The organism is Luteibacter sp. 329MFSha, assembly GCF_900111665.1.
Taxonomy (GTDB): domain Bacteria; phylum Pseudomonadota; class Gammaproteobacteria; order Xanthomonadales; family Rhodanobacteraceae; genus Luteibacter.
Window position 1 is genome coordinate 2,369,959 of the sequence record NZ_FOJE01000001.1, and the last position, 26,190, is coordinate 2,396,148.

The following is a 26,190-nucleotide window of genomic DNA, read 5'->3' on the forward strand; positions in this document are numbered from 1 at the left end:
GTTCCGACGTCGCTCCGGGTTATTCGCCGTCCGGGCGCTGGTTGAGCACCGCCCAGAAATGACCGAGGGTCTGCACCGCGGTGAAGAACTGCTGCACGTCGACGGGCTTCAGCACATAGGCGTTGACGCCGAGGTCCCAGCTGCGTGCCAGGTCGCTCTCCTCGCGCGAGGACGACAGGATGACCACCGGAAGGCGCTTCCACTTGTCCTCGGAGCGCAGTTGCTTGAGCACCTCGAGGCCGTCCATGCGCGGCATCTTGATGTCGAGCAGGATCACGGCCGGGTCGCCCTCGGTGCGGTCCGCGTAGGCACCGCGGCGGTGCAGCCAGTCGAGGCAGTCGACACCGTCTTCGACGTGTACCACCGGGTTGGCCAGGTTGGCCTCGCGCAGCGCGTCGATGGCCATTTCGGCGTCGGCCATCGAGTCTTCGACGAGGAGGATCGTGCGCAGGTCGCGCTGGTTCATGAATCACCCAATCTGGCGCCCGGAACGTCCGAGGCCGGTAATGAAAAGTGGAAGGTGGCGCCGACGCCGGTTTCGCCTTCGGCCCAGGTACGCCCTCCATGGCGAGCGATGATACGTCTTACGTTGGCAAGGCCGATGCCGTTGCCGGGGAACTCGGAGGCACGGTGCAGCCGCTGGAACACGCCGAACAGCTTGCCCGCGTACTGCATGTCGAAGCCCGCGCCGTTGTCGCGGACGGAGAACTCGTAATCGCCCGCCGGGGTACGCGCGAGCTCCACCTCGATCAGCGCGCGATCGCGGCTGGAGGTGTACTTCACCGCGTTGCCCAGCAGGTTCTGCCACACGGTGCGGAGCATGTTCTCGTCGCCGATCACGATGGGCAGCGGCGAGACCTTCCACTCGATATGGCGGCCACCGGTGTCGGACTCAACCAGGGCCCTGGCCTCCTCCACCAGCGACTGCATGTCGACCGGCTGCAGGCGCAGCGCGCCGCGGCCGAGGCGCGAGAACACGAGGAGGTCGTCGATCAGCTGCGCCATGCGGCGCGACGAGCTGCTGATCACATCGATGTAGTGGCGCACGCGGTCGTCGGCCTTGTCGCCGAGCTGCGACTCCAGCTTGCCGGCGAAACCCGAGATGTGGCGCAGCGGAGCGCGAAGATCGTGCGAGACGGAGTAGCTGAAGGCCTCCAGCTCGCGGTTCACGTCGGAAATCTGCTCGACCTTGCCTTCGAGCTGGCGGTTGAGCTCGTTGACCTTCTGCTCGACGAGCGCGCGCGCGGTGATGTCGCTGACCGTGAGCAGCAACGCCGGATCGTCGCTATCCGGCTGCTCGATGCGCCGGGCGTTGATGACCACGAAGCGGTCCACGCCATCCATGGTGCGCTGCGTGAGCTCGTAGTCCCATAGCTCGCGATCGCGCGCCACCACGTCGACCAGTCGCTGGAGCAGCGCCGAATCCTTCCACGCGCCGTCGCCGATCTGGTCGAGCGGCACGCGCTGGTCGCGCTCCTGGTCGAAACCGTACAGCTCGGCGAACGCGGCATTGGCGAGCAGCGTGCGCAGGTTCTTGTCCAGCATCGCGATCGGCTCGCGCACCGCCTGCACGATCAGCTGGGATCGCTGCACCGCATCCGCCACGCGCGATTCGGCGCGCAGGCGGATCGCGATCTGTCGTTCGGAGACCACCACCACGATGCCGAGCAGCGCGATCTGCGCGAGCGCCGACACCAGCAGCACCAGCCGGTTGTTGGTGGCGAGGCTCGACGCCCTGGCGCGGCGGGTGTCGAGGAGCCGGGTCTCCTCGTCGACGATCTCCTTGATCTGCTCGCGCACCGGGAACAGCTGGCGCGCGTCCTCCATGGACGCGAAGGCGCCGTTCTTGTCGCCGGCCTTCAGCCGCTGCAGCGCCTGGTCGGTCAGCGCCATGCGGCCGCTGGCGATGGATTCGAGCGCGCCGATACGCGCGATCTGCTCGGGGTTGTCGCGGGTCATCTCGCGGAGCGAGGCCACCAGCCCGGGAACGACCTGTCGCGGCGCGTGCGCACGCTGGTCGAGATCGGGATCGTCGGACGCGCCGGCGATGCGTGCGTAGACCGCCGCTTCGCTGCTGCGGAGGGAGGCCGCCACGCGATACACGCTCGCCTTCACCTCGGAGGTGTGGGTCACCCAGTCGCGCGAGTCGAGGGCGTCCTCGGCCGCCGAACGGGTGACGATGTACGGCAGGGCCACGATCACGAGCACGGCGGCCAGCAGGCCGACGAGTCGCCAGCGCAATCCGATGCGTTCGATCATGCCCTGGCCATCCCCGCGACGATTCCTGCCCTGTAAGGACATTCATTGTAAACGTGAAGCGCCGCACAGCGCTGGAATTTCATGGCACGTACCTCGGACACGACGACGGGTACGCCGCTTTTCCACCTGTTTCCAGGTAGATGAGCGGCGTACCCGTCCGATTGGAGGCGTGCTTAATGCCGAAACGGGCGTGAAGGACCCGTGACGGCAAGGAGCGCCTCAGTTCGCCTTGTCGCTCATGGAGTACGGCGCCGCACCGTTGCCCGTGCCCCACTGCTTGTTCGGCGCCTCCTGCATGGAGAAATGCAGTTCGCCGCCGGCCACGATTTCCTCGTGACGGATGAAGGTGCGGTCCAGCGGCTTGCCGTTGAGGGTGACCTTGCCGACGTACGGGTGCTTCGCGTCCAGGTGGTCGGCCGAGACCGTGAAACGCTTGCCGCCGGCGAGGTTCAGGGTGGCCTTCTCCACGAACGGCCGGCCGATCACGTACTGGTTGCTGCCCGGCGCCACCGGGTAGAAGCCCAGGGAGGTGAAGATGTACCAGGCCGACATCTGGCCGAGATCGTCGTTGCCCACCAGGCCCGTCGGCGTCGGCGTGTACTGGGTCTCCATGATGTGCTTGAGGCGCTCCTGCGCCTTCCAGGGCTGGCCGGCATAGTCGTACATGTAGGCCACCTGGTGGCTCGGCTCGTTGCCGTGCGCGTACCAGCCGATCAGGCCGGTGATGTCCTCCACGTGCGCGAACGACTTCGGATCGACCTTGGCGTCGAACACGGAATCGAGCTTCTTCACGAAGGCGTCCTTACCGCCCAGCGCCTCGATCAGGCCGGCGACGTCCTGCGGCACGTACCAGGAGTACTGCCACGCGTTGCCCTCGGTGTAATCGCTGCCGTACGCGGCCGACGACGGATCGAACGGTTCGCGGTAGCTGCCGTCGCTCTTGCGGGCGCGGAGGAAGCCGGTCTTCGTGTCGAAGCTGTTCTTCCAGTAGCCCGCGCGCTTCATGAAGGTGGCGGCCACATCGTCCTTGCCCATGGCCTTGGCCATCTGCGCCAGCGACCAGTCGTCGAAGGCGTATTCGACGGTCTTGGAGGCCGCTTCCGGCGTCCGGTCGATCGCGACGTAGCCGAGCTTCATGTAGTCGTCGAGGCCGCCGTACGGCCCGTAGGTGGCGCTCTTGACCATCGCGTTCAGCGCGGCATCGGCGTCGTAGCCGCGAATGCCCTTCATATAGGCATCGGCGATCACCGGCACGGCGTGGTAGCCGACCATGCACCAGGTTTCCATGCCGCCATAGGCCCAGATCGGCAGGATGCCGAACGGGCTGGCCTGCTGGGCGGCGATCAGCGACCTGACGAAGTCGTTGCTCTTCTGCGGCTCGAGCAGGGTCATGAGCGGCTGCTGGGCGCGGTAGACGTCCCACAGCGACCACGTGGAATAGAAATCGAAGCCCTTGGCCGTGTGCACCTGGTTGTCCGGGCCGCGGTACTGGCCGTTGACGTCCATCGACAGGGTCGGCGAGAGCATCGCGTGATAGAGCGCGGTGTAGAAGGTCTTGCGCGTCTGCGCGGGGGCCTGCACGTCGACCACCGAGAGGTTCTTCTCCCAGGCCTGGCGGGCCTCGGCGCGGCGGGCATCGAAATCGAAGCCTGCGCCGTCCTTGTCGAGGTTGGCGATCGCGTTGTCCTCGCTCACGGTCGAGATCGCGACCTTGACCACGAGCGGCTTGGCGAGGTCGCCGAAGTCGAACACGCCTTCCAGCGCGCGCCCGCTGATGCCGTCGGTGTCCTCGGCGCGGTTGCCCGGGCCGGAGAAGCCGCGGTACGGGATCTTCTCCTCGCGGTTCTTCAGGCTGCGCGAGGCCAGCGGCTGGTTGAAGCGCATGGCGAAGTAGAGCTGGCGGCCCGGCGCCCAGCCGCGCGTGGTGCGGCCGCCGGTTACGGTGCCGTCCTCGCGGACGCGAAGCGTGGACCACAGCACCTTGCCGTCGTAGTCGTAGATGCTGGGACGCAGGTCGAGCAGGAGGTGCGCCGGCTTGCCCTTCGGGAAGGTGTAACGATGCCAGCCCACGCGGGTGCCCGCGGTCAGCTCCGCCCGCACGTCGTAGTCGGCCAGCGTGACGGCGTAGTAACCTGCCTCGGCCTTCTCGGTCTTGTGGTCGAACCGCGAGCGATAGCCGCTACCGGGCTGGTCGGGGGAACCGGGGTCCAGCTTCACGTCGCCGGCGATCGGCATGACGAGCACGTCGCCCAGGTCGGAATGGCCACTGCCGGAGAAGTGCGTATGGGAGAAACCGAGCAGGCTCGAGTCGCCGTACTGGTAGCCGGCGGCCCACTTGTACCCGTGCTTCACGTCCGGCATGGCTGTGTCCGGCGACAGCTGCACCATGCCGAAGGGCACCGTCGCACCGGGGAAGGTATGGCCATCACCGCCCGTGCCGATCATCGGGTCGACCGCCGCGTAGGCGCTGCCCTTGTCGCTGGAGGCCGCCAGGGCCAGGGCCGGCAGGGCGAGGGTCAGGGCGGTGGCCAGCAGGCCGCGACGAAGGCGGGTGGTTCTCGACATCGGTGGATCCCCTCAGGTCAGCACGTTTCGGGCGGTCACGAGCATTTGGATCGTGACAAACAGGTCGAACGTAGCAAAGATAGCGCCATCGCGCATGTTGCAGTGCGTGATGCATCCCAAAGCCCGCCGCGCGATGATCGCCCGGTTTAGATCGTTTGAAGGAGTTCAGATGCCGAGGACTACCCCGCAGCGCCGCAAGGTGACCCTGGCCGATATCGCCCAGGGTTGCGACGTATCGCGGGCGACGGTCTCGCTGGTGCTGCGAGGCAGCCCGCTGGTGAACTCCGCCACCCGTGCCCGGGTGGAGGCCGAACTGAAGCGCCAGGGTTACGTTTATAACCGCGCGGCCGCGAATTTGCGCCGGCGGACGTCCTCCAGCATCGGCCTGGTCATCAACGACCTGGGCAACCCCTTCTTCGCGGAATTCGCGGCCGGCGCCGACGAGGCCCTGGCCCGGGCCGGTTACGTCACCCTGCTGGGCAATACCGGCGAATCGCCGGCCCGCCAGCAGGCCGTGCTCAATTCCCTGATCGAGCACGGCCCCGCCGGCATCATCCTCTCCCCCGCCGAAGGCAGCGAAGGCGAGCAGGTGCTGACCGCGGTCGGCATGCACACGCCCCTGCTCGTGTTCAACCGCGAGCTGCCCGACGACGACGGCACCCATCGTTGGGACACTCTCGAGATGGACAACGAGCACGGCGCCAGGCTGGCTACGGAACATCTCATCGCACTCGGCCACCAGCGCATCGCGTTCTTCGGCGGCCACCGGGAGTCCAGTTCGGTGGAGCAGCGCCGCCGCGGCTACGCGGGCGCGATGCGCGACGCCGGCCTGCCCGTGGATCCCGCCTGGCTCGTCGAGAGCGCGCCGACGCGCCTGGAGGCCGCGCGCCAGACCGGCGCGCTGTTCGCCCGCGACCCGGCCCCCACGGCGGCGGTTTGTTACAACGACGCGGTGGCGCTCGGGCTTATGCTTGGCCTGACCAAGCGGGGCCGCCGCCCGGGTGAGGATTTCGCCCTGACCGGCTTCGACGACGTCGCCGAAGCCTCGGTGTGCGTGCCGCCCCTGACCACCATCGCGGTGGATCCGCGTGGACTCGGACGGCGCAGCGCCGAACTGATCCTCGACAGACTTTCCAATCCCGACACGGACACTGCTTATACGATCGCGCCGGTTCGGCTCGTCGTCCGCGAAAGCAGCTGCCCGCCGTCCTCCCCCTGAACCGACACTTGGAGCAACCCATGGCCACCGGATATACGCCATCGCCCAGCTCGTCCTCGACGAACGCGGGTGACAACCGCTACACCTACTTTCCCCTCGCGCTCGGCGTCATGTCGACGATCTTCTTCATGTGGGGATTCATCACGTGTCTCAATGACATCCTGATTCCCCACCTGAAGGCGGTTTTCGAGCTCAACTACGCGCAGGCGCTGCTCATCCAGCTCACCTTCTTCGGCGCCTACTTCATCATGTCGCTGCCAGCGGGCAAGATCGTCGCCGCCGTCGGCTACAAGAAGGGCATCGTCCTCGGCCTCATCGTCACGGGCATCGGCGCCGCCCTGTTCTGGCCGGCGGCGGGTCTGCGCGTGTACGCCTTCTTCCTCGGCGCGCTGTTCATCCTGGCCACGGGCATCACCGTGCTGCAGGTCGCCGCCAACCCGTACGTCGCCCTGCTGGGTCCCGAGAAGACGGCGTCCAGCCGCCTCACCCTCGCCCAGGCGCTGAACTCGTTCGGCACGTTCCTCGCCCCGTTCTTCGGCGGCGTCCTGATCCTGTCCAACGCCGTGAAGTCGAGCGCCGACGTCGAGAAGCTCTCGGCGGCCGAGCAGGTCACCTACCGCGCGCACGAAGCCGCTTCGGTGCAGGGTCCGTACATCGGCCTGGCCATCGTGCTCGTGCTGCTCGCCATCGGCGTGTACCTGTTCAACCTGCCGGCGCTCGAAGAGACGACCGAGAAAGCCGACGACAGCCATCACTCGCTGATGGACGCCCTGAAGACCCCGCACGTGTTCTTCGGCGTGCTCGGCATCTTCTTCTACGTCGGCGGCGAAGTGTCGATCGGCAGCTTCATGATCAACTACCTGCAGCTGCCCGAGATCGGCAACATGTCGGGTGAAGTCGCCGCCAGCCACGTGGCGTTCTACTGGGGCGGCGCGATGGTGGGCCGCTTCATCGGCTCCGCCCTGCTCGCCAAGTTCTCGCCGCGCAAGCTGCTGGCCGTGTTCGCGCTGATCAACATGCTGCTGGTCATCACCACGATGGTCACGACCGGCACCGTCGCGGTGTACAGCATCGTCGTCATCGGCCTGTTCAACTCGATCATGTTCCCGACGATCTTCTCGCTGGGCATCGAGCGCATGGGTCCGCTGACCGGCAAGGCCTCGTCCCTGCTCATCATGGCCATCGTCGGCGGCGCGCTGATCCCCTGGATCCAGGGCATCATCGCCGACGGCATCGGCCTGCAGCACGCGTTCTTCATCCCGCTGATCTGCTACGCCTACATCGTGTTCTACGGCATCAGCGGCTCGAAGATCCGCAACCTCCCGGTCGCCACGCGCTGACCTCGTCCTCTCGACGGCCGGCCGGCAAGGCCGGCCGTCGCGTTTTCCCATCCACCTCGCCCCCAAGGACAGGCCGTACGCATGTCTTCCATCCTCTGCTTCGGCGAGGCGCTGATCGATTTCCACGCACAGCCCCAGGGCGGCGCCGGTCAGCCTCCCGCCTTCGTTCCCTTCGCCGGTGGCGCGCCGGCCAACGTCGCGGTCGCCGCGGCCCGCCTGGGTGGTAACGCCCGCTTCGCCGGCATGCTCGCACGCGACATGTTCGGCGACTTCCTGCTGAAGAGCCTGACCGACCTCGGTGTCGGCACGGACGACGTGGCCCGCACGGACGAGGCGCGCACCGCGCTCGCGTTCGTCGCGCACGACGAGAAGGGCGACCGCAGCTTCAGCTTCTACCGTCCGCCCGCCGCCGACCTGCTGTTCCGTCCGGAACACTTCCGCGCGTCCGCGTTCGACGATCTGGCGATCTTCCACGTCTGCTCCAACTCGCTGACCGAAGCCGCCATCGCGCAAACCACGGTCGAGGGCATGCGCCGCGCGCGCGCCGCCGGCGCGCTGGTCAGCTTCGACATGAACCTGCGCCCCGCGCTGTGGCCGAAGGACGAGGCACCGCTGCCGCGTCTGTGGGAAACACTGCACGAGGCCGACGTCATCAAGCTCAGCGCCGAGGAATTCGCGTTCATCCACGCGGGCGCGGGTTCCGATGACGCCGTGCTGGACCGCCTGTGGAAGGGCAACGCCCGCCTTCTGCTCGTCACCGACGGCGCCGAGCCGATGCGCTGGTTCTCGCGCGGCGCGCGCGGCACGCTCGCGGGTTATCGCGTCGACGCCGTCGACACGACCGCCGCCGGCGACGCCTTCGTGGGCGGCCTGCTCGCGCGTCTTTCCGCCGAGGGCGTCACGCCCGCACGCTTCGATACGCTCATCGCGGACGAAGGTCGCCTCGTCGACCTGATCCGTTTCGCCGCCGCCTGTGGCGCCATCACGGCCACGCGCAAGGGCTCGTTCACCGCCATCCCCGACCAGGCCGAAGTCAAGGCCTTCATGGAGACGCACGCATGACGACCGTTCCCCTCCCCGATTTCCACGACGTGAACGTCCTGCGCGACCACGTCGCGAAGACGATGGCGTTCTACAAGCCCAACGAGGTCGATCCGGCCGGCGGCTTCTTCCAGTACTACAAGGACGATGGCTCGGTCTACGACCGCACCCACCGTCACCTCGTGTCCAGCACGCGCTTCGTGTTCAACCACGCCATGGCGTTCCTCGAGTTCGGCAAGCCCGAAGACAAGGAACTCACCATGCATGGCATCAAGTACCTGCGCGAGGTTCACCTGAACCCCGAAACGGGCGGCTATGCGTGGACGATCGCCGACGGCAAGCGCGACGACCAGATGAACCACTGCTACGGCCTGGCGTTCATGCTGCTCGCCTACTCTTGCGGCGTGAAGGTCGGTTTCGACGAAGCCAAGGGCTGGCAGAACGAGATCTGGGATCTACTCGAGAAGCGCTACTGGGAGCCGTCGTACGGCCTGTACCGCGACGAGGCCGACAAGGACTGGAACTTCACCGGTTATCGCGGCCAGAACGCGAACATGCACATGACCGAGGCGATGATCGCCGCGTGGGAAGCCACGAAGGACGATCGCTTCCTCGACCGCGCGCTCGTGCTCGCCGAGAACATGACGCAGCGCCAGGCCGGCCTGACGCCGCAGAAGCTCGTGTGGGAGCACTACCACGAGAACTGGACGATCGACTGGGAATACAACCTCGACAACCCGAAGCACCTGTTCCGCCCGTGGGGCTTCCAGCCCGGCCACCAGACCGAGTGGGCGAAGCTGCTCATGATGCTCGAGCGCTACACCAAGGGCACGCCGAAGCATAAGGCGTGGCTCGTGCCGACGGCGAAGCACCTCTTCGACGAGGCGCTCGACAAGGCCTGGGACAAGGAATACGGCGGCATCGCGTACGGCTTCTCGCCCGAGGGCGACGTGTGCGACGACGACAAGTATTTCTGGGTGCAGGCCGAATCGCTCGGCGCCGCGCAGCTGCTGTTCGAATCCACCGGCGAGGCCAAGTACGACGAGTGGTACGAGAAGATCTGGGCGTACAGCTGGGAACACTTCGTCGACCATAAGTACGGCGCGTGGTATCGCATCCTGCATCGCGACAACACGAAGTACGACGACGAGAAGAGCCCCGCCGGCAAGACGGACTACCACACCATGGGCGCGTGCTACGAAGTGATGGCGTCACTGCGGCGCATGCAGAAGAAGTAAGGAACGCCAGACGAAGAAAGCCTCCGCTCCCGGAAAGGGACGGAGGCTTTTTTTATGCCTTCACGGTCCCTGCGCCCTCACCGTCATCCCGGCGTACGCCGGGATCCACGGCGTCGGTCCCCGAGGGTGCAGCGGCCTCGTGCGCATAAAGCCGATGCCGATTCCACGCATGGGCCGATCGCACCGCGGTGGATACCGGCGTACGCCGGTATGACGTGAGGCTCGACGGTGGGCTACGGCAGCGCTTGCTTCAATGAAGCGATCCCCTCCCACGGATCCGCCTTCAGCGTCTTGGCGCGCTTCAGCGCCTTCTTCATATCGAACGCGCCGCCCGTCTTCAGTCGTGCGATCTCCTCCCAACGCAGCGGCATAGCCACGGGCGCGCCGGGGCGCGCGCGTAGCGACCACCCCGTCACGCTCGTCGCACCTCGCGTGTTGCGCAGCCAGTCGATGAAGATCATTCCCTCGCGCTTCGCCTTGCTCGCCTCCGCGATGTAGCGCGTGGGCGACTCCGCCACGAGATCGTCCGCCAGCGACTCGCAGAACGCTTTCACCGCCGCCCACGACGGTCCGCGCCGGAAGGGCGCGACGACGTGCAGACCCTTGCCGCCCGAGCTGCGCACGAAACTCTCCAGGCCCGCGGCGGACAGCCGCTCGCGAATCTCGCGCGCACCGGCGACCACCGCCTTCCAGGCCACGCCCTGCGCCGGATCGAGGTCGAAGATCAGGCGATCCGGCTTATCGGGATCGTCGACGCGCGCGCCCCAGGGATGGAACTCGAGCGTGTTCATCTGCACCAGCTCGAGCACGCCCCGCACGTCGTCGACGTAGATGTACTGTGCCGATTCGCCATCCTTCTCGTCGAGCGTGACGGCCTTGACGTCCGGCCCGAGCGACTCGGCATGGTGCTTCTGGAAGAAGCACTGCCCGGTCGAACCCTGCGGACAGCGCACCACCGAGAGTGGCCTGTCGCGCAGCTCCGGAAGCATCCATGCGGCGACCGCCTCGTAATAGGCGGCCACATCGCCCTTGGTCGGGCCGCCATCGCCGAACACCTCCCTTTCGGGATGCGTGATGGTGACGCCGCCGACGACGAGGCCCGTCACGACTCAGCCCGCCCGGCGCTTCGCGGGCGCCTTGCGTGACGCCGTCTTCTTCGCCGGCGCCTTCTTGGCGGCGGCTTTCTTCGTCGCCGTCTTCTTCGTCGCCGTTTTCTTCGCGGGGGCGGCCTTCGCCGCGGGTGTACGCGTCTTCGCGCCGAGGCTCTTCTTCAGCAGCGCCATGAAGTCGACGACGTTGGTCGTCGCGTTCTCCGGCGTCCGCTCGTCTTCCTCCACCGTGGTGGTGACGCCCTTGCTCTTGAGCCGCTTCTCGATCGCGGCGCGAAGCTTCGCGCGGAATTCGTCATGGTAGCTCTCGGGCTTCCACTTGCCCGACATCGATTCGATGAGTTCCGTCGCCATCTCCATCTCGCGCGACGTGATGCGGTAGTCGGACGCCGCCTTGTCGGGCAACTCGTAATCGGAAGCGTCGACCACCTCGGACTGGTAGCGCAGGATGTTCAGCAGCAGCGCGTCGCCCTGCGGCATCACGGCCGCGAGGTATTCCTTCGTGCGGATCACCACGCGCGCGATGCCGACCTTCCCGGTCTTCTTCAGCGTCTCGCGCAGCAGCACGTAGCCCTTCTCCGCCTTCTTCGACGGAAGCAGCACGTACGGCTTTTCGAAATACTGCGGCGAGATGTCCGCCCCATCGACGAAGCTGTCGATCTCGACGGTCTCGTGCGCGTCGCTCGCGGCGTTCTTGATGTCCTCTTCCTCGAGCACCACGTAGCTGCCCTTCTGGTATTCGAACGCCTTGACGATGTCCTTCCAGGGCACCTCTTCACCCGTCTCCGCGTTGACGCGCTCGTAGCGCACGGGCGTGTTGCTCCGCTGGTCGAGCATGCGGAAATGGATGTCGTTGCGGCGCTCGCCGGACATCAGGCGAATGGGGACGTTGAGCAGACCGAACGACAGCGTTCCGGTCCAGATCGGGCGAGCCATGGGGTGGTCCTCGACGCGGGGTGTGTCGCGAGGATAGGGGCGGCGGCGTGGAGGGCTTGTGTGGGAGCGGCCTTGGCCGCGATGGGTGCTGGCGGCAAGCACCCATCGCGGCCAAGGCCGCTCCCACAGGAGCAAACGCAGTGCCCGCTACTTCGCTTCTACCACCGGCAGTTCGATGCGGCTGGCCGTGCCCGGCGCGTGCCACACCTGCTGCGTCGCCTTCCGGTAGTCCTCGGGCTTCGCGAAGAAGATGTTCGGCACGTAGGTCTGCGGGTTGCGGTCGTACAGCGGGAACCACGACGACTGCACCTGCACCATCACCCGATGGCCGGGCTCGAAGGTGTGGTTCACGGTGGGCAGGCCGAAACGGTACTGCAGCGGGGTATTCGGCGTCAGGGCCTTCGGCGCCGAGAAACTCTCGCGATAGCGGCCGCGGAAGATGTCCATCGAGATCGAGAGTTCGTAGCCGCCCATCGTCGGCTCCGAGGCATCCGAAGGCGGATAGACGTCGATCAGCTTCACCACCCAGTCGCTGTCCGTGCCGCTCGTCGAGGCGTACAGATTCACCTGCGGCGCGCCCGCCAGCTTCAGCGGCGCCGTGAGCGGCTCGGAGACGTAGGTAAGGACGTCCGGACGGCCGTCGACGAAGCGCTGGTCCTGGACCAGCCAGGTCGTCCACGACTGGCGGTCGCCGAAGTGCACCGGGCGGGGCACATACGGCACTGGCTTCGCCGGGTCCGAGACGTACTCGTCGAATCGGGCGGCCCCCTCGGTGGGGGCCTCAAACGACAACTTTCCGTTGGCACCAAGGTACAGCGGACGGCTTTCCTTGGCCTGCGGCCACGAGGTGTAGCGGTCCCAATGATTGCCGCCGGTGTCGTAGATCAGCACGGGCGGCGTGTTCGCCTTCGGCGCGCCGTCCACCAGGTATTGATTGAAGAACGGCAGAAGCACGTCGCGGCGGAACTGCAGCGCAGTGTCGCCATCGAAGTTCAGGGCACCGAGCGAGGCCGCTCCGTAATTCACCTGGCTGTGGCGCCACGGGCCCATGACCAGGTAGTTCTTGTCGTTACCCTTGTCCTTCGGTTCCACCGCCGCGTAGCTGTGGATGGCGCCCCACATGTCTTCCTGGTCCCACAGGCCCTGCAGCCACATCGTGGGCACCTTCAGGGGATGCTTCGCCATCTCGCGGTCGAGCGCCTGCTCCTCCCAGTACGCGTCGTAAGCCGGGTGCTCGCTCAGCTTGCGCCAGTACGGCAGCTGGTCGAGGCCCGCGGCCCGGGCATAGTCGCCCGCGGAGCCGGCCTGCAGGAAGTTCGCGTAGTCGTCGTAACCTGCGCGCGGAATGGCCGCCCCCTTGCCTCGCTTGGCGTTCTGGCCGGCGATGTAATCGAAGTTGGTCTGGCGGAAGGCGCCGTAATGGAACCAGTCGTCGCCCATCCAGCCGTCGACCATCGGGCTCTCCGGCGCGGCGACCTTGAGGGCCGGGTGCGGGTCGATCAGTGCCATGACGACGGTGAAACCCTCGTACGAGGAGCCGATCATGCCGACCTTGCCGTTGGATTCGGGCAGGTTCTTCGTCAGCCAGTCGATCGTGTCCCACGCGTCGGTGGAGTGGTCGGTCGCCGTGTCGTTGAGCGGCCCGCGCAGCGGCCGGGTCATGACGTAGTCGCCCTCGGAACCGTATTTGCCGCGCACGTCCTGGAACACGCGGATGTAGCCGGCGTCGACGAACACCTCGTCGCCCTGGGGCAGGAGGTCGCGCATCGTGGGGGAGTCGCTGCGGGCCGCGCGGCCATCCGCGTTGTACGGCGTGCGCGTCAGCAGGATCGGCGCGTGCTTCGCGTTCTTCGGAATGACGATCACCGTATGCAGTTTCACCCCGTCGCGCATGGGGATCTCGACCACGCGCTTGACGTAGTCGTTGGCGGTGGTCGGGGCGTCGAACTTCGCGGGGATGTCGGGCGTCATCGGTGCCGTCTGGGCAACGGCGACGGCGGAGCCGATGGCAAGGGACAGCGCGAGCAGGGGCAACAGCGGACGGTGCGGCATGGAGATTCCTGTGGCAGTGGGACGAAGGAACCGCCCTAGCGTGCCGCATCCCCGCCGGAAGGGCCATGGCCCACGCCATCCGGCGCACGCGCTTTCGGACGGCCAAAAAAAACACCGCTGCCGGGGCAGCGGTGTCCTTCGCATCCGGCGGCCGCCCGGAGGCGGCCGTCGAACGACTTACTGACCCGAAGCGGCGGTCGAAGCCGGAGCCGGAGCAGCCGTGCCGGCGGCAGCCGGAGCGGTCGCGGCCGGAGCCGGGGTCGCGTCGGCCGGAGCGGCGGCGGTAGCGGCCGGCGCAGCCGTGTCGGTCGCGGCGGCGGTCGAAGCGGCGGCCGGCGCCGGGGCGGCGTCTTCCGACTTGTTGCAGCCCGACAGCAGGGCGGCAGCGACGAAAGCCAGGGCAGTGATCGAAACAATCTTCATGGTAGGGCTCCTCATTGTTATGTATTGGGCAAGCGCAGCGGAGCATAGCGCCGAAACGACGCAGCTTCCACGACAATCGGCGCACTTGCCGACAGAAAGAACACGCACCCCCTCTGAAAGACCCCTCCGTGGACGGGCCATTCCCCAAGGCTGCGACGTGCAGGGTGGAACATCGGTGTCCGACGGCGCAGCGCAGACAGCGTTCGCAGACATTTTCAGAATAATCGCGTTCCCCTCTCCGAAGCCAGTCCCTACCCTGTCAGCCGGAAGTTGCAGTCGGGCACCCCGCCCCCTGCCGCCAGCCATGGAGCGACTGTCTTTTGAATACCCCCACCCCCCTTCCCCGCCGTTTCCTCGCCGCCTGCATGGCGGCTTTTTTTGCACCCGCCGGCGTCGCCGGCGACGACACCGCGGCGCTGCCGCCCTTCATCGTCGACGCCGGCGACGATCTCCTCATCGATCCCGGCGACTACACGACGTCCGGCGATTCCGAGTCCGTCCTCATCATCCGGGGCGGCGGCACGGCCTCGGCGGACGATGTCCGCTTCACCACGTCCGGCAAGGACGCCTATGCCATCAACATCACGGGTGCCGGTAGCTACCTCTCGCTGTCGAACGCCACGCTGACCACCGAGGGCGTCGGCGCCTACGCGGTGAAGCTCGCCAACACCGGAAGCAACCGGCCCTCGCTCTTCGATCATGTCGACATCGTGACCCGCGAGGGCGGCGCCACGGGCGCCCGGCTCTCCGACGCCATCGCGGGATTCGCGAAAGGAAGCATCGTCACCGCCGGCTATGCCGCACACGGCATCGACGCCACGGACGGAGCCACCGCGACGATCGACGGCACGGCGATCGCCACGTCCGGAGGTAACGCATCGGGCATGGTCGGCAGCGGCGACGGCACGGGTCTGCGCGCCAATGCCGCCACCATCATGACCAAGGGCGACGAAAGCCACGGTATCTACGTCGAAAGTGGCGCGCAGGCCGTCGCCATCGATACGAGCATCGGCACCGAAGGAACTGACGCCCACGCCATCAACGTCAATTCCGGCGCGGGCCTCGTCACCGTCGAGGGCAGCCACCTCTCCACCCTCGGCGAGCGAGCCTCCGCAGTCGGCATCTACGATGGCTCCGGGCCGGTCCGCCTCGCCCAGACCACCATCGAGACCTCCGGCAAATCGGCGCCCGGGATCGACAACCGGGGCGCCTTCGCCGAAGTCGACCGGGTCACGATCAAGACCACCGGAGCCTCGTCGTACGGCATGCTTGCCAAGGGCGCCGCGGCGCCCGGCATGTCTCCGATGTTCCAGGCGACCGCCGTCGACATCACCACCGCGGGCTCGTTTGCCCACGGTGCACGAGCGGAAACGGGTGGCCGCATCGTTCTCGCGGGCTCGTCCATCGAGACGACGGGCGCCAACGGGCATGGACTGTACAGCGCGGCCGGCGAGGTCAGCGTCTCCGACACCCGCGTGCATGTGACCGGCAAAGACGCCTACGGTGCACTCGTCCTCACCGGCGGCAAGCTCACGGTCAAGGGCGGCAGCATCGCGAGCGGACAGTTCGCGGCGCTCGGCCTGCTCGACCCGAGCCTCGTCCGCATCGGCGGCGATGCCGTCCTGAAGGGCGGCAACGGTGCCTTCGCCGACATCGATCCCACGTCGACCAAGCCGTTCACCATCGTGCTCGACGATACCGCACAGGCCTTCGGGGACATCCGCTTCTCCGACGACCCGAGGCCGCCCTCCGATGAGACGAAGGCGTCCGTCGCCATCCGCCACGGCGCGGTCTGGTCCGGCGCGACCGCCATCGTCCGTAACGTCGATGTCGAAAACGGCGGCACCTGGCGCGTCACCGGGGACAGCGTGATCGGCGCGCTCCGCAACGACAACGGCGTGGTGGCGTTCGCTTCGCCCGGCGCGGGCAGCGTTTCCACGCTGACCATCACCGGCAACTACGAAGGACGCAACGGCCTGATCCATCTGCGCACGTGGCTCGGCGACGACACGTCCTCATCGGATCTCGTCCACGTCCAGGGCAACACATCGGGAACGACGCGCCTCGCGATCGCGCCCCTCGGCGGTAGCGGCGCCTACAACGCTGAAGGCATTCCCGTCGTGCGCGTCGATGGCGCATCCGATGGCACCTTCACCCTCGCCGGGCGCGTCGTGGGCGGCTCGAACGAATACTTCCTGCACAAGGGCTCGGTGAGCCAGCCGGATGACGGTAACTGGTACCTGCGTTCCGCCGTCCCGGAGCAGGTCGTCGACCCTGAAGAAGGCGATGACGACGACCCGATCGCGCCGCCGGTCGTGCCGCCCAGTGTCCCCCTCCTCCGCCCCGAGACGGGCACCTATCGAGCGAACCAGACCGCGGTGCTCGAAATGTTCCAGGCAGGCCCCGGCGCGGGCGAAGACGATGAGCCCGATGTGTCACGTGGCGCGGCGTGGGCGCGCTTCGAGCGCAACCACACCACCTTCGATTTCCGCGACCAGATCACCACGACCACGGCGTCGAACGAACTGACGCTCGGCGCCGACGTATGGCGCGGCGGCGAGTCCACTCAGGCGTACGTCGGCGTCATGGGAGCTGTCGGTCAGGCGAACACCAGCGGTACCTCGCTCGTGACCGGCTACACCGCCAAGGGCCGTGTGCGCGGCGCCGCCGGCGGCATCTACGGTGGACTGCGCACCGAGGCCGGCAGCTACATCCGCGGCTGGACCCGGTTCGCGCGCTTCAACGAACGGGTCGAAGGCAGCGGGCTTCCGGTTGAGAACTACGACAGCAACACCGTAAGTGGCAGCATCGAAGGCGGTCACCGGTGGCGCGCGACGCTGACGAAGGACACCGACGCGTACATCGAGCCACAGGCGCAGATCGTCGCGACCCGCCTCAACGGCGGAGTCCATACCGAAGACAATGGGGCGCGCGTGAGTCCGAGACACGCCAGCGGCGTCACCGGCCGCATCGGATTGCGCAGCGCCGCTCGCTGGCAAACGCCCGGCGGACATGTGGCCTCGCCGTACCTCACAGCGAACTGGCTGCGTCGACTGGGCCGCCTCGATGCGACGCAGCTTGGTGGCGAAACGTTCACCGGCGGCGTCCCGCGCAACGCGTACGCGCTGAAGCTCGGCGTCACGTTCCTCCGCCACAGCGGCTGGCGCTTCTGGGGCGATGTCGAAACACGTTTCGGCGCGCGGAACTACCGCCGTGTCGCCGGCACCTTCGGTATCCGTCGCACCTGGTAACCGTACCGGCTCGCTACACGCGAGCCGCGTTTCAGCCGGCAAGTTCCACCGACGGCGCGGATGACCTCCGCGCCGTCACCGTGCTGCCGATCGATGCCAGCACGATGAAACCGATGGCCAGCCACTGGTAAGCGGTGAGGTGCTCGCCCAGGAGCAGCATGGCGAGGAACGAGGCCACGGCCGGTTCCAGGCTGACCATGATCCCGAAGGTTTCGCTCGGCAAGCGCTTGAGGGCCATCATTTCCAGCGACATGGGGATCGCGCTGGACACGATGGCGACGCCGAGGCCGGCAGCGAGGATGGCGGGATCGAGCAGGCTCGCGCCGGCGTGGGCGACGCCATAGGGCACGACGATCAGGCTCGCGGCGACGAGGCCGAGCGATACGGAGTGGCCGGCGTGCAGATGGCCGGCCTGCTTGCCGAAGATGATGTAGAGCGCCCAGCAGAACGCGGCGCCGAGGGCGAACGCGACACCGGTCGGATCGAGCGTGCTGCCGTGCCCCAGCGGGAGAAGCATCGCGAGGCCGACGATGGCGGACGCGAGCCAGACGAAATCGACGGGCCGGCGCGACGACCACATGGCGACGGCGAGCGGTCCGCTGAATTCGATCGCCACGGCGATGCCGAACGGAATCGTCCGCAACGCGAGGTAGAACATCAGGTTCATCGCGCCGAGCGTGAGGCCGTAGCGAATCACGGACGCGGCATCGCGGCGCGTCAATGGCCAGCGCCATGGCCGCCAAAAAGCCAGAAGAACGAGCGCGGAAAACCCGACGCGCAGGGCCGACGTGCCTTCCGCACCGATGAGCGGGAAGAGCTTCTTCGCGAACGAAGTGCCGATGCACAGCGAGGTGACGGAACCAAGGACGGCGAGCGCGGGGAGCCAGGGGGTGGTGCGGGAAGGGGTCATGGAGGCGACTTTACACACCTCGCCGACCCTGTAGGAGCGGCCCTGGCCGCGACATGTTTTGGGGCCGGAAGCTACAGGGCCTGTTGCGCTTTCGCGAGAAGCTGTCGCGGCCAGGTCCGCTCCCACGATTCAGGAGCGGGCCGGGTCCGCTCTACCAACCGTTCGCGGGGTAGGGCCTGTTGCGCTTTCGCGAGAAGCTGTCGCGGCCAGGTCCGCTCCCACGATTCAGGAGCGGGCCGAGTCCGCTCTACCAACCTTTCGCGGGGTAGGGCCTGTTGCGCTTTCGCGACAAGCTGTCGCGGCCAGGGCCGCTCCAACTCAGGAGCGGACCGGTGGGGGCTTACTGCGCGCCGCCCTGGGCGTCTTCGTTCATCAGCGCGTTGATCTGCGCCTTGTGCGCTTCGTAGAACGCGACGTTCTGCTTGTTGACCTTCGACTGGTCGACATAGGCGGCCATCTGCGGATTGTTCTTCGCTTCAGACGCGATCGCCGCATTGGTGACCGCGAGGTTCGCGAGCAGGAACTCACGTGGCGTGAAGCCGTTCTTCTTGATCAGCGGCTCGATGCGCGGATCGGAATCGGTCACCTGCTTGGCGAGATCGTCGAGCGAGTGGATCTTCGAGAAGTCGGTCTTGGCATCCTTCGGGCGGATGCCCTGGGCCTTGGCTTCCTGCGACACCTTCACGATGCGGTTGAACACGTCTTCGGTCAGGTTGTAGTTCTGGATCGCCTGTTTGTCCGACGCCGGGATCTGGCTGGCGGGATTCGCGGCCGGAGCGGGCGCGGCCTGCTGCGCGAACGCGGCGACCGGCATGACGGAAGCGGCGGCCAGCAGGGCGGCGAGGATGGGGCGTGACTTCACGGGCGACTCCTTGATTGAAAGGTCCGTGCTGGACGGTTGAACAGCATAAAACGCCAATTGTTAGCGAGGTGTCTGCGTGGTTGCGTTATCTTCAGGAATCTTCGGCGCGTTCCAGCCCATGGCGTTGTAGAAGTGGTAGCGCCACACGCCGACGTATTCGTGGATCGCGAAGTCCGCGAACGAGAGGTTTTCCGAGCTCGGCAGCCAGTCGTAACGCGCGTTGACATAATCGGCCCGCACCGGCTCGCCACGGATGCCGAAGTGCGCGAAGTAAAGCAGCGCGCGCTTCAGGTGCACGCCCGACGAAACGATCACCACCTTGTCCGCGCCATACGCCATCAACAGCGGCTTGCTGTTCTGCGCGTTCTGGAACGTGTTCATGCTGTTGGCCTCGAGGATCAGATCCTCGCGCGGCAGCCCCAGGCGGTCGAGCGTGATGGCGTAGACGTCGGCTTCCGCCTGCTTGAGCTTCATCGCATCGCCGCCGCTCACCTCCACCTTGCACTCCGCCCCGGTCGCCTTGCAGGCCCGGTAGAGTTCCGCCGCGCGCAGGATGCGTCCGTTGGCGTAGAGGCTGGGCTCCACCGCGCCGGCCCCGCTGCGCACCGTCCCCGCGCCAAGCAGGATGATCGCGTTCTTCCGCCCCCACTGCGCGACGTCGGGTGCGAAACCGGATTGAAGATGACCGAGGAGCATTCCCGTGAGCGGCCCGCAGCCGGCAAAGAACAGCCACGCCAGCGCGAGCAGCGAGAGGACCATGCCTCCCCGGATGCGGCGCCGCGCGAAGAGGACGAGGCCGATGACGATGAGGATCAGGAAGAGGGTCAGGGTCATGGGGCCGGAGCGTAGCAAACCCCGGTGACAAAAGGCCGCCGCTCGCGCTAGTGCGGCGCCTCCCCAAGCGCCCTTTGCAGGCAGTCGACCAGCTGGTCGCCACTGAAGGGTTTGCCGAGGTAGCAAAAGGCGCCCGCGGCGAGGATGTTCGCGCGCGTGCTTTCGTCGAGGAATCCCGTGACGAACACGACCGGATAGGTGCGACCGCGCTCCACCAGGCGGTTGTACAGGACGAAGCCGTCCATGCCGGGCATGTGGACGTCGGTCACCAGGCAATCGACACCTTCGTCGTCGCCATGGCTGAGGAACTCCTCGGCCGAAGCAAAACTCCGTACCTTGTGTCCCAGCGAACGCACCAGACTGACGGTGGCCGTCCGCACGGCCTCGTCGTCGTCCACGATCGCCACGATCCTGTTAGCGGCCAACCTGAATTCCTCGCCGGGTATGTGCCCGACCTGCCGTCGATACAGTGCGCCCCCGGATGGGGGATGGGAATCATACGGAGGTTTGCGGTGCGCGCGGGGCCGCTGGTATCAAGGGTTCGCGGCGAGCGCTTCCGCCTGTTTCACCAGTTCCGCGAGGGATTTCGCGCCCATTTTGCGCATGACGTTGCCACGGTGGATCTTCACCGTGATCTCGGAAAGCCCCAGCAGGCCGCCCACTTGCTTGTTCATGAGACCGGCCGTGACGTGGGTCATGACCTCCCGCTCGCGCGGCGTGAGAGAGGCATAGGCGCTGCGCAGCGTTGCGAGCGCATCGGCCCCGCGACGATCCGCCGCATCGCGCTCGATCGCGCTGGTGACGGCGTCGAGCATGTCCTGGTCGCGAAACGGCTTCGCCAGGAAATCGAGCGCGCCGGCCTTCATCGCGCGCACCGACATCGGAATGTCGCCATGGCCGGTCATGAAGATCACTGGCAGACGGTTTTCCATGGCGGCGAGCTGGGCCTGGAAATCGAGGCCACTCACGCCGGGCAGGCGCACGTCGAGCACGAGGCAACCGGGCGCGTCGGCGTTCTCGCGCGCGAGAAAATCGGCCGTGCTTCCGAACGCCGCGACGGTGAGACCCACGGAACGGAACAGGGAGGCGAGCGCTTCGCGCACGGAGGCATCGTCGTCGACGATGCAGACGATGGGTGTGCGAGCGGCGTTGGCGACGGGTACGCCAGTCATGCGCGGGCCTCCTCCGCCTCCGTCAGCGGTAACGTGAAATGAAAGGTCGCCCCGCCACCGGGACGATTGGTCGCCCACAGGCGACCGCCGTGGGATTCTACCGTGGAACGACAGATCGCGAGCCCCATGCCCATGCCGTCGCCGCGCGTGGTGACGAACGCATCGAACAGGTGCGGGGCGATGTGCTCGGGGATGCCGGTGCCGCTGTCTTCCACTTCCACCAGCAGGCCGTCGACGGCGTCGGCGCGGGCGCGCACCGTCAGGAGGCGCTTGCCGGCGACCTCGGACATCGCCCGGATGGCGTTGGCCATCAGGTTGACCACCACCTGTTGCAGCTGTACGCGGTCGCCATGGGGAAGCGGCGCGTCGCGGGCGATGTCGACGCGCAGGGCGATGCGATGCAGCGCGATGTCGCCATCGAGCAGCTGCGCGCATTCTTCCACCAGCGCGGCGAGATCGAAGCGCACGTGCTGGCGCGGCTCCTTGCTCGCGAGACTGCGCACGCGGTGCACCACTTCGCTCGCGCGCCGCGCGTCGCGCACCACGCGGTCGATGGCCTCGCAGGCCTCGCCGATGTCCGGTTGCGGGCGGCGCAGCCAGCGCAGGCTGGCCTCGCCATGCGTGACGATGGCCGCCAGCGGCTGGTTCACCTCGTGGGCGATCGAAGCGCTCATCTCGCCCAGCGCCGTGACGCGCGCCGCCTGCGCCAGCTCGGCCTGCATGGCGATCAGCGCGCGCTCGGTGCGCTTGCGGTCGGTGATGTCGACGACGCTGACCAGCACGCGGTCGTAGCGGGTCGGGCCCAGCGGCATGTTCAGCGCGAAGAGCACCGTGAGCCGCTCCCCGCGCAGGTTGATCAGATGGGTTTCGCCCTCGGCGACGCCGCCGCCTTCGAGGATCTTCAGCAGCACGCCCGCGAACGTGCGCTCGGACGCCGGCAGGATGCGATCGAGCGGACCGATCAGGTCCTCGCGCCGGCGGGCGCCGAGCATGCGCACGGTGGCCGCGTTGACGTCGGTCACGTAGGTCAGGGCGCAGGCCTCCGCCACGAACTCGGGATGCGCCTCGATGTAGCGGGCCATGTCGGTGACGCCCTGCGCGCGCAGTTCGTCCACGCGATCCATCACGCGCGAGTAGTCTTCCTCCCAGAAGGAGAACCGGGCGGTCTCGAACATGCTGCGGTAACGGCGCTCGCTCTCGGCGAGGGCCGCCGCGGCAGCGCGCCGTTCCGTGACGTCGGTACCCGCTTCGAGGATCATGCGCGGCTTGCCGAGTTCGTCGCGCAACAGGGCGCAGCGCGCTTCCACGATCACGATGCGGCCGTCGCGATGGCGCTGGAACACCTCGCCTTCCCAGCGTCCGGCCCCGAACAGGGCGGCGTCGGCCTCCACCCGGTCGCCGGGGAACGCCGTGCCCAGCAGGTCGCTCGCGCGCCGACCCAGGGCTTCCTGCGCGGTCCAGCCGTAGAGCTGTTCGGCACCGCCGTTCCAGAGCACGATCACGTCGTCCATGTCGCGGACGAAGATCGAATCATGGGTGAGCTCGATCAGGCGGGCCTGGCCGGCGATGGTGATCAGACGCTCGCGGTTGCGCAGGGAGAGCCAGCCCGTGCTGCCAATGGCTCCCAGGCTGACGGCGCAGCGCAGCATCGGCGCGTCGAGGGCCGGCATGCCGTGGACGCGCACGTACGCGATCGTGGTGAGCAGGAGGCAACCGATGGTCGCGCCCAGGATGGCGCGGCGGCTGCCGCTGGCCGCGACGAGCAGCACGACGACCACGTAGACGACCGCCACGGCGCTCTGCAGGGGCGTGAAGGTGTCCACGAGAAAGACGGCCAGCGCGAGCAGGCCGCTGGCGCCCATCAGCAGGCCGGACGCCAGCCGCCGTGGGCGGGTGGCGGGGACGTACGCCTGGCTCTGCATGTGCCGGAATCGCGACATCGTCATGTGGGTCCGGTCGATGGGTGTCTTGTACGGAATCGGCACGAAGTGTTCCGGTTTCGCGTAGCGAGAGTCTTGCACGCCGGTGATGGTTTTTGACCGTTACGGCTGGTCGCTACAAGAAATATACAAACCCTCCATTAATCCTTTGGTATGGCCTGCCCTCATCCTATGTAGAATTCAGCCCACCCCCTCTTCGCGAATAGTCTGCCGACATGGGCAAACCCGCCCATGAGCCACCCTCCGTGGAGCAGACGCGATGCGATACGAAACGAATGCTTATGCCGGAACGGGGAGCGCCCGCGCCTCCGATGCCATGCACGGCATGGCCTCCTTCCCCCTTCCCACCGTCGACGATGAATCCAGCGTCACGCGCCTGCTCGAGCAGGCCCTGACCGCGGCCGAATCCGACCTCGCCACGACCCGTGCCTGCGTCGCCCGTGCGGCCGCGCTGCTGGAACGTGAGCCGGCCGCCTCCCCCGCCCTCCCGCCCGCCGCCCCCCGCCGCCGGGTCGGCGCGGGCCTGGCGCCCTGGCAGGCGCGCCGCGTGGCGGCGCACGTGGACGAGAACCTCGGCTTCTCGATCACGATCGACCAGCTGGCGTCCATCGCCGGCCTGTCCAGCAGCTACTTCTGCCGCGCCTTCAAGGACTCCTTCGGCGATCCCCCGCATGCGTACATCATGCGTCGCCGCGTGGAGCGCGCGCAGACCCTGATGCTGCAGACCCGCGAACCGCTGAGCCAGATCGCCCTGGCCTGCGGCCTTTCCGACCAGGCGCACCTGTGCAACCTGTTCCGCCGCCTGGTGGGGCAGAGCCCCAGCCACTGGCGGCGGTCGCGCTGGCAGGAAGCCTGACGGATCAGCCGAAGAGCTTCGCGGCCACTTCGGCGATGTGCTTGCCCTGGAACCTGGCGCCGGCGAGTTCGTTCTCGCTGGGCTGCCGGGATCCATCGGTACCGGCGAGGGTGGTTGCGCCGTAAGGCGTTCCGCCCGTGATCTCATCCATCTTGGTGAGGCCCGTGAAGCTGTACGGCAGACCGACGGGGATCATGCCCAGATGGAACAGGTTCGTGATGATCGAGAACAGGGTGGTCTCCTGGCCGCCGTGCTGGGTCGCCGTCGAACTGAAAGCGCCACCGAGTTTTCCGTTGAGCGCGCCACGCTGCCACAACGGGCCCGCCTGGTCGAAGAACGCCGCCATCTGCGACGTCATGCGACCGAAGCGGGTACCGGTTCCGACGATGATCGCGTCGTAGTTTTCGAGTTCCTCGACGCGGGCGACGGGTGCGGACTGGTCGGTCTTGAAATGGGCATTGCGCACGACCTCGTCGGGCGCGGTCTCCGGGACACGCTTCACATCGACGGTGGCGCCGGCATCGCGCGCACCATCGGCGACGGCATGGGCCATGGTCTCGATGTGGCCGTACGACGAGTAATACAGAACGAGGACTTTGGCCATGGGACGGTCACTCCGTATCGGAAAGGGTAAGGACAGGAAAGTTAGGCACGTTTGTCGTCTAGAGCACGTGTGGGCGATCCACCGCCGTCACTCGAGGTTAGTTGCATGTCATACGCCCGGATTGTCGATATTCGTTCCCCGATCGAGGGGACCCCGCGCAAGTCGCACGCCTGGCACGTGTTGCGCGAAGCCGCGCGCGTCGAGCCCGACGAGGCCGCGCGCATCGCCTGGTACCGCGACGATCCGATCGCGACGCTCGGCATGCGCACCGCCGAGGCGCTGGTGGCGCTGGGCCGTTACGAGGAAGTGCTCGCGTTCCTGCGCGGCGTGAAGCTCGACATGGGCCTGGAACCGGCGCGGGGTTTCGGCTCGTTCTGATCGCGCTACAGTGGGCGCCAACAGGGATGCCGGATGGCCACGTGTCGATCGAAGAAGCTTTCACCGCCGGGCACGACGAACGCATCACCGCCGAGCGCGCCTATGAGCTCCACTGGGCCGACCTGCTCGACCGCGATGCGCGATTCACGTGCGTCGGCAGCGGATGTTCCGCGCCGCTGATCTGCGCCTGCCTGGACAAGCCCGAGCAGAACCTGCGCATCCGTCCCTACTTTCGTTCGTACCGGCTCGAAGATCACGCCGACACCTGCGAAGTCGCGCACGGTCGCGGCGAATCGAAAGCGGAAAAGCGACCCGACGTGTTCGAAGCCGAACGCCCCGCGGATCACTTCCGCGCGCCGGCGGCGACGCCGCGGGCCGACGCGGTCGCCTCACCGGCGCAGCGCGCGGTCGCCTCGGCCAGCGCGGTGTCGAGGCCGCGCGCCAGCCACTACTACCGCCTCTCCTCGCTCGTGCAGAAGTTCCTCGAGCATCGCCGCGACAAGGACCTGGACGAGGCCACCGTCGAGATCGGCGGCGAGACGCAGACCTACGAAGCCCTCTTCCGCAACGTCTACCGGCAGAAGGTCGCCGACCTGCTCGGCACGCGTGCCGTGTGGTGGGGCACCGCCTCGCTTCGGGCGACGAAGGAAGGCGGTTATTACCTGCGTTTCTCGCGTCCTTTCCGCCACGACGATGCGGAGCTGCGTCCCACCATCACCCTCACGGCGAAGGAGATCGACGCGTATCCGGTGCGCCGCCTCCTGCGTGCGCGTCTCGACAAGCTGATCGCCGAGTCGGATGGGTATTGCGTGGTGTTCGTCTGGGCGAAGCCCTGGATGCCGAAGGATGCCGAAAAACCCTTCGTGCGTTTCTACGTGAACAACCTCGACCACATCGACGTGCGCGGGCCCGAGATCCTCGAAGAACTCAGGAATACCTCGCGCGTGGCGTCCCCATGACGACGGTGGCGGCCTGCCTCCGGGTGGGAGCGCGTTCACGCGCGAACGTCCTCGCGGCGAGCACCCATTCGCGCGTAAACGCGCTCCCACCCTGACGTCACCAAGGTCGCCATGCCCGGAAAACCCCGCAAACGTCTCCGCCTCCCGTTCGTCCGCCATCCCCGCGACGCGTCGCACGATTACGACGACGCCAGTTATGACGGTGGTGTTTCAGGCGGCCCTTACCTGCGGCACGTCGTCGT

General features: G+C 67.2%; 22 protein-coding genes. 8 read left to right on the forward strand and 14 right to left on the reverse strand.

The genetic code is table 11. The annotated features are described in order from the left end of the window. Positions 1–19: 19 nt before the first annotated feature. The 3 genes from BMW54_RS10700 to BMW54_RS10710 form a co-directional block, all read right to left on the reverse strand. Positions 20–466, reverse strand: coding sequence for a response regulator (locus tag BMW54_RS10700; protein ID WP_090055250.1), 447 nt, complete (start codon positions 464–466; stop codon positions 20–22). Beyond that, a complete protein-coding gene (locus tag BMW54_RS10705; RefSeq protein ID WP_090055252.1) occupies positions 463–2,259 on the reverse strand; it encodes a sensor histidine kinase in 1,797 nt (598 codons plus the stop codon). The genes BMW54_RS10700 and BMW54_RS10705 overlap by 4 nt, the downstream gene beginning before the upstream one ends. Positions 2,260–2,478: 219 nt before the next feature. Then, entirely contained in the window at positions 2,479–4,824 is a 2,346-nt protein-coding gene (locus tag BMW54_RS10710; protein ID WP_090055254.1) for a GH92 family glycosyl hydrolase, read from the reverse strand. Positions 4,825–4,993: 169 nt separating this feature from the next. On the opposite strand from BMW54_RS10710, the gene BMW54_RS10715 reads away from it, so the two are divergent. The 4 genes from BMW54_RS10715 (at position 4,994) to BMW54_RS10730 (ending at position 9,662) form a co-directional block, all read left to right on the forward strand. Further along, a complete protein-coding gene (locus BMW54_RS10715) occupies positions 4,994–6,043 on the forward strand; it encodes a LacI family DNA-binding transcriptional regulator (protein ID WP_090055256.1) in 1,050 nt (349 codons plus the stop codon). Between the two features lie 110 nt (positions 6,044–6,153). Then, positions 6,154–7,383 carry an L-fucose:H+ symporter permease gene (fucP, locus tag BMW54_RS10720; protein ID WP_254779286.1) on the forward strand — a complete coding sequence of 410 codons (1,230 nt, stop codon included), beginning with the start codon at positions 6,154–6,156 and terminating at the stop codon, positions 7,381–7,383. A gap of 81 nt (positions 7,384–7,464) precedes the next feature. Then, a complete protein-coding gene (locus BMW54_RS10725) occupies positions 7,465–8,445 on the forward strand; it encodes a carbohydrate kinase family protein (RefSeq protein WP_090055259.1) in 981 nt (326 codons plus the stop codon). Beyond that, complete coding sequence (locus BMW54_RS10730) at positions 8,442–9,662, forward strand: AGE family epimerase/isomerase (protein ID WP_090055261.1); 1,221 nt, start codon at positions 8,442–8,444, stop codon at positions 9,660–9,662. The genes BMW54_RS10725 and BMW54_RS10730 overlap by 4 nt, the downstream gene beginning before the upstream one ends. Positions 9,663–9,895: 233 nt before the next feature. Here BMW54_RS10730 and ligD read toward each other — a convergent pair whose 3' ends face one another. The 4 genes from ligD to BMW54_RS10750 form a co-directional block, all read right to left on the reverse strand. Next, on the reverse strand, positions 9,896–10,768 hold the full coding sequence (gene ligD / locus BMW54_RS10735; RefSeq protein ID WP_090055262.1) for a non-homologous end-joining DNA ligase: 873 nt from the start codon (positions 10,766–10,768) through the stop codon (positions 9,896–9,898). Between the two features lie 3 nt (positions 10,769–10,771). After that, positions 10,772–11,707 (reverse strand): non-homologous end joining protein Ku, encoded by a 936-nt coding sequence (locus BMW54_RS10740; RefSeq protein ID WP_090055264.1) that lies wholly within the window; start codon positions 11,705–11,707, stop codon positions 10,772–10,774. A gap of 147 nt (positions 11,708–11,854) precedes the next feature. Then, positions 11,855–13,759: a CocE/NonD family hydrolase gene (locus BMW54_RS10745; RefSeq protein ID WP_090055265.1), complete on the reverse strand. Its 1,905-nt coding sequence runs from the start codon at positions 13,757–13,759 to the stop codon at positions 11,855–11,857. 177 nt (positions 13,760–13,936) lie between these two features. Further along, positions 13,937–14,182 (reverse strand): hypothetical protein, encoded by a 246-nt coding sequence (locus BMW54_RS10750; protein WP_090055267.1) that lies wholly within the window; start codon positions 14,180–14,182, stop codon positions 13,937–13,939. Between the two features lie 320 nt (positions 14,183–14,502). Between BMW54_RS10750 and BMW54_RS10755 the strand changes: the two genes are divergently transcribed. Further along, positions 14,503–17,433 (forward strand): autotransporter family protein, encoded by a 2,931-nt coding sequence (locus BMW54_RS10755; protein WP_139206082.1) that lies wholly within the window; start codon positions 14,503–14,505, stop codon positions 17,431–17,433. Positions 17,434–17,464: 31 nt separating this feature from the next. Here BMW54_RS10755 and BMW54_RS10760 read toward each other — a convergent pair whose 3' ends face one another. The 6 genes from BMW54_RS10760 to BMW54_RS10785 all read right to left on the reverse strand — a co-directional run bounded on the left by BMW54_RS10760 (position 17,465) and on the right by BMW54_RS10785 (position 23,232). After that, the gene (locus BMW54_RS10760; RefSeq protein WP_090055270.1) at positions 17,465–18,343 is read right to left on the reverse strand and encodes an EamA family transporter; all 879 of its coding nucleotides are present in this window, start codon (positions 18,341–18,343) and stop codon (positions 17,465–17,467) included. 340 nt (positions 18,344–18,683) lie between these two features. Continuing rightward, the gene (locus BMW54_RS10765; protein WP_090055271.1) at positions 18,684–19,205 is read right to left on the reverse strand and encodes a hypothetical protein; all 522 of its coding nucleotides are present in this window, start codon (positions 19,203–19,205) and stop codon (positions 18,684–18,686) included. A gap of 60 nt (positions 19,206–19,265) precedes the next feature. Then, positions 19,266–20,039, reverse strand: a complete 774-nt coding sequence (locus BMW54_RS10770) for a YdcF family protein (protein ID WP_090055273.1) — start codon at positions 20,037–20,039, stop codon at positions 19,266–19,268. A gap of 47 nt (positions 20,040–20,086) precedes the next feature. Then, positions 20,087–20,464 carry a response regulator transcription factor gene (locus tag BMW54_RS10775; RefSeq protein ID WP_090055275.1) on the reverse strand — a complete coding sequence of 126 codons (378 nt, stop codon included), beginning with the start codon at positions 20,462–20,464 and terminating at the stop codon, positions 20,087–20,089. A gap of 108 nt (positions 20,465–20,572) precedes the next feature. Next, complete coding sequence (locus BMW54_RS10780; RefSeq protein ID WP_090055276.1) at positions 20,573–21,211, reverse strand: response regulator transcription factor; 639 nt, start codon at positions 21,209–21,211, stop codon at positions 20,573–20,575. Beyond that, the gene (locus BMW54_RS10785; protein ID WP_139206083.1) at positions 21,208–23,232 is read right to left on the reverse strand and encodes a PAS domain-containing sensor histidine kinase; all 2,025 of its coding nucleotides are present in this window, start codon (positions 23,230–23,232) and stop codon (positions 21,208–21,210) included. The genes BMW54_RS10780 and BMW54_RS10785 overlap by 4 nt, the downstream gene beginning before the upstream one ends. Positions 23,233–23,476: 244 nt before the next feature. On the opposite strand from BMW54_RS10785, the gene BMW54_RS10790 reads away from it, so the two are divergent. Continuing rightward, positions 23,477–24,007, forward strand: a complete 531-nt coding sequence (locus BMW54_RS10790; protein ID WP_217642625.1) for a helix-turn-helix domain-containing protein — start codon at positions 23,477–23,479, stop codon at positions 24,005–24,007. A gap of 4 nt (positions 24,008–24,011) precedes the next feature. Here the strand turns inward: BMW54_RS10790 and wrbA are convergent, their stop codons facing one another. Continuing rightward, positions 24,012–24,611: an NAD(P)H:quinone oxidoreductase gene (wrbA, locus tag BMW54_RS10795; RefSeq protein WP_090055281.1), complete on the reverse strand. Its 600-nt coding sequence runs from the start codon at positions 24,609–24,611 to the stop codon at positions 24,012–24,014. Positions 24,612–24,716: 105 nt separating this feature from the next. Between wrbA and BMW54_RS10800 the strand changes: the two genes are divergently transcribed. Further along, on the forward strand, positions 24,717–24,989 hold the full coding sequence (locus tag BMW54_RS10800) for a hypothetical protein (protein WP_090055283.1): 273 nt from the start codon (positions 24,717–24,719) through the stop codon (positions 24,987–24,989). Between the two features lie 41 nt (positions 24,990–25,030). Further along, a complete protein-coding gene (locus BMW54_RS10805; RefSeq protein WP_090055284.1) occupies positions 25,031–25,948 on the forward strand; it encodes a hypothetical protein in 918 nt (305 codons plus the stop codon). Positions 25,949–26,190: the final 242 nt, after the last annotated feature.

Excerpts from the sequence above, each read along its gene's own strand:
- BMW54_RS10740 (WP_090055264.1), bottom strand. The coding sequence starts at position 11,707 with ATGGCTCGCCCGATCTGGACCGGAACGCTGTCGTTCGGTCTGCTCAAC.
- BMW54_RS10705 (WP_090055252.1), bottom strand. The coding sequence starts at position 2,259 with ATGATCGAACGCATCGGATTGCGCTGGCGACTCGTCGGCCTGCTGGCC.
- BMW54_RS10780 (WP_090055276.1), bottom strand. The coding sequence starts at position 21,211 with ATGACTGGCGTACCCGTCGCCAACGCCGCTCGCACACCCATCGTCTGC.
- BMW54_RS10800 (WP_090055283.1), top strand. The coding sequence starts at position 24,717 with ATGTCATACGCCCGGATTGTCGATATTCGTTCCCCGATCGAGGGGACC.
- BMW54_RS10715 (WP_090055256.1), top strand. The coding sequence starts at position 4,994 with ATGCCGAGGACTACCCCGCAGCGCCGCAAGGTGACCCTGGCCGATATC.
- BMW54_RS10745 (WP_090055265.1), bottom strand. The coding sequence starts at position 13,759 with ATGCCGCACCGTCCGCTGTTGCCCCTGCTCGCGCTGTCCCTTGCCATC.
- BMW54_RS10730 (WP_090055261.1), top strand. The coding sequence starts at position 8,442 with ATGACGACCGTTCCCCTCCCCGATTTCCACGACGTGAACGTCCTGCGC.
- fucP (WP_254779286.1), top strand. The coding sequence starts at position 6,154 with ATGTCGACGATCTTCTTCATGTGGGGATTCATCACGTGTCTCAATGAC.
- wrbA (WP_090055281.1), bottom strand. The coding sequence starts at position 24,611 with ATGGCCAAAGTCCTCGTTCTGTATTACTCGTCGTACGGCCACATCGAG.
- BMW54_RS10725 (WP_090055259.1), top strand. The coding sequence starts at position 7,465 with ATGTCTTCCATCCTCTGCTTCGGCGAGGCGCTGATCGATTTCCACGCA.
- BMW54_RS10760 (WP_090055270.1), bottom strand. The coding sequence starts at position 18,343 with ATGACCCCTTCCCGCACCACCCCCTGGCTCCCCGCGCTCGCCGTCCTT.
- BMW54_RS10700 (WP_090055250.1), bottom strand. The coding sequence starts at position 466 with ATGAACCAGCGCGACCTGCGCACGATCCTCCTCGTCGAAGACTCGATG.
- BMW54_RS10750 (WP_090055267.1), bottom strand. The coding sequence starts at position 14,182 with ATGAAGATTGTTTCGATCACTGCCCTGGCTTTCGTCGCTGCCGCCCTG.
- BMW54_RS10710 (WP_090055254.1), bottom strand. The coding sequence starts at position 4,824 with ATGTCGAGAACCACCCGCCTTCGTCGCGGCCTGCTGGCCACCGCCCTG.
- BMW54_RS10770 (WP_090055273.1), bottom strand. The coding sequence starts at position 20,039 with ATGACCCTGACCCTCTTCCTGATCCTCATCGTCATCGGCCTCGTCCTC.
- BMW54_RS10790 (WP_217642625.1), top strand. The coding sequence starts at position 23,477 with ATGGCCTCCTTCCCCCTTCCCACCGTCGACGATGAATCCAGCGTCACG.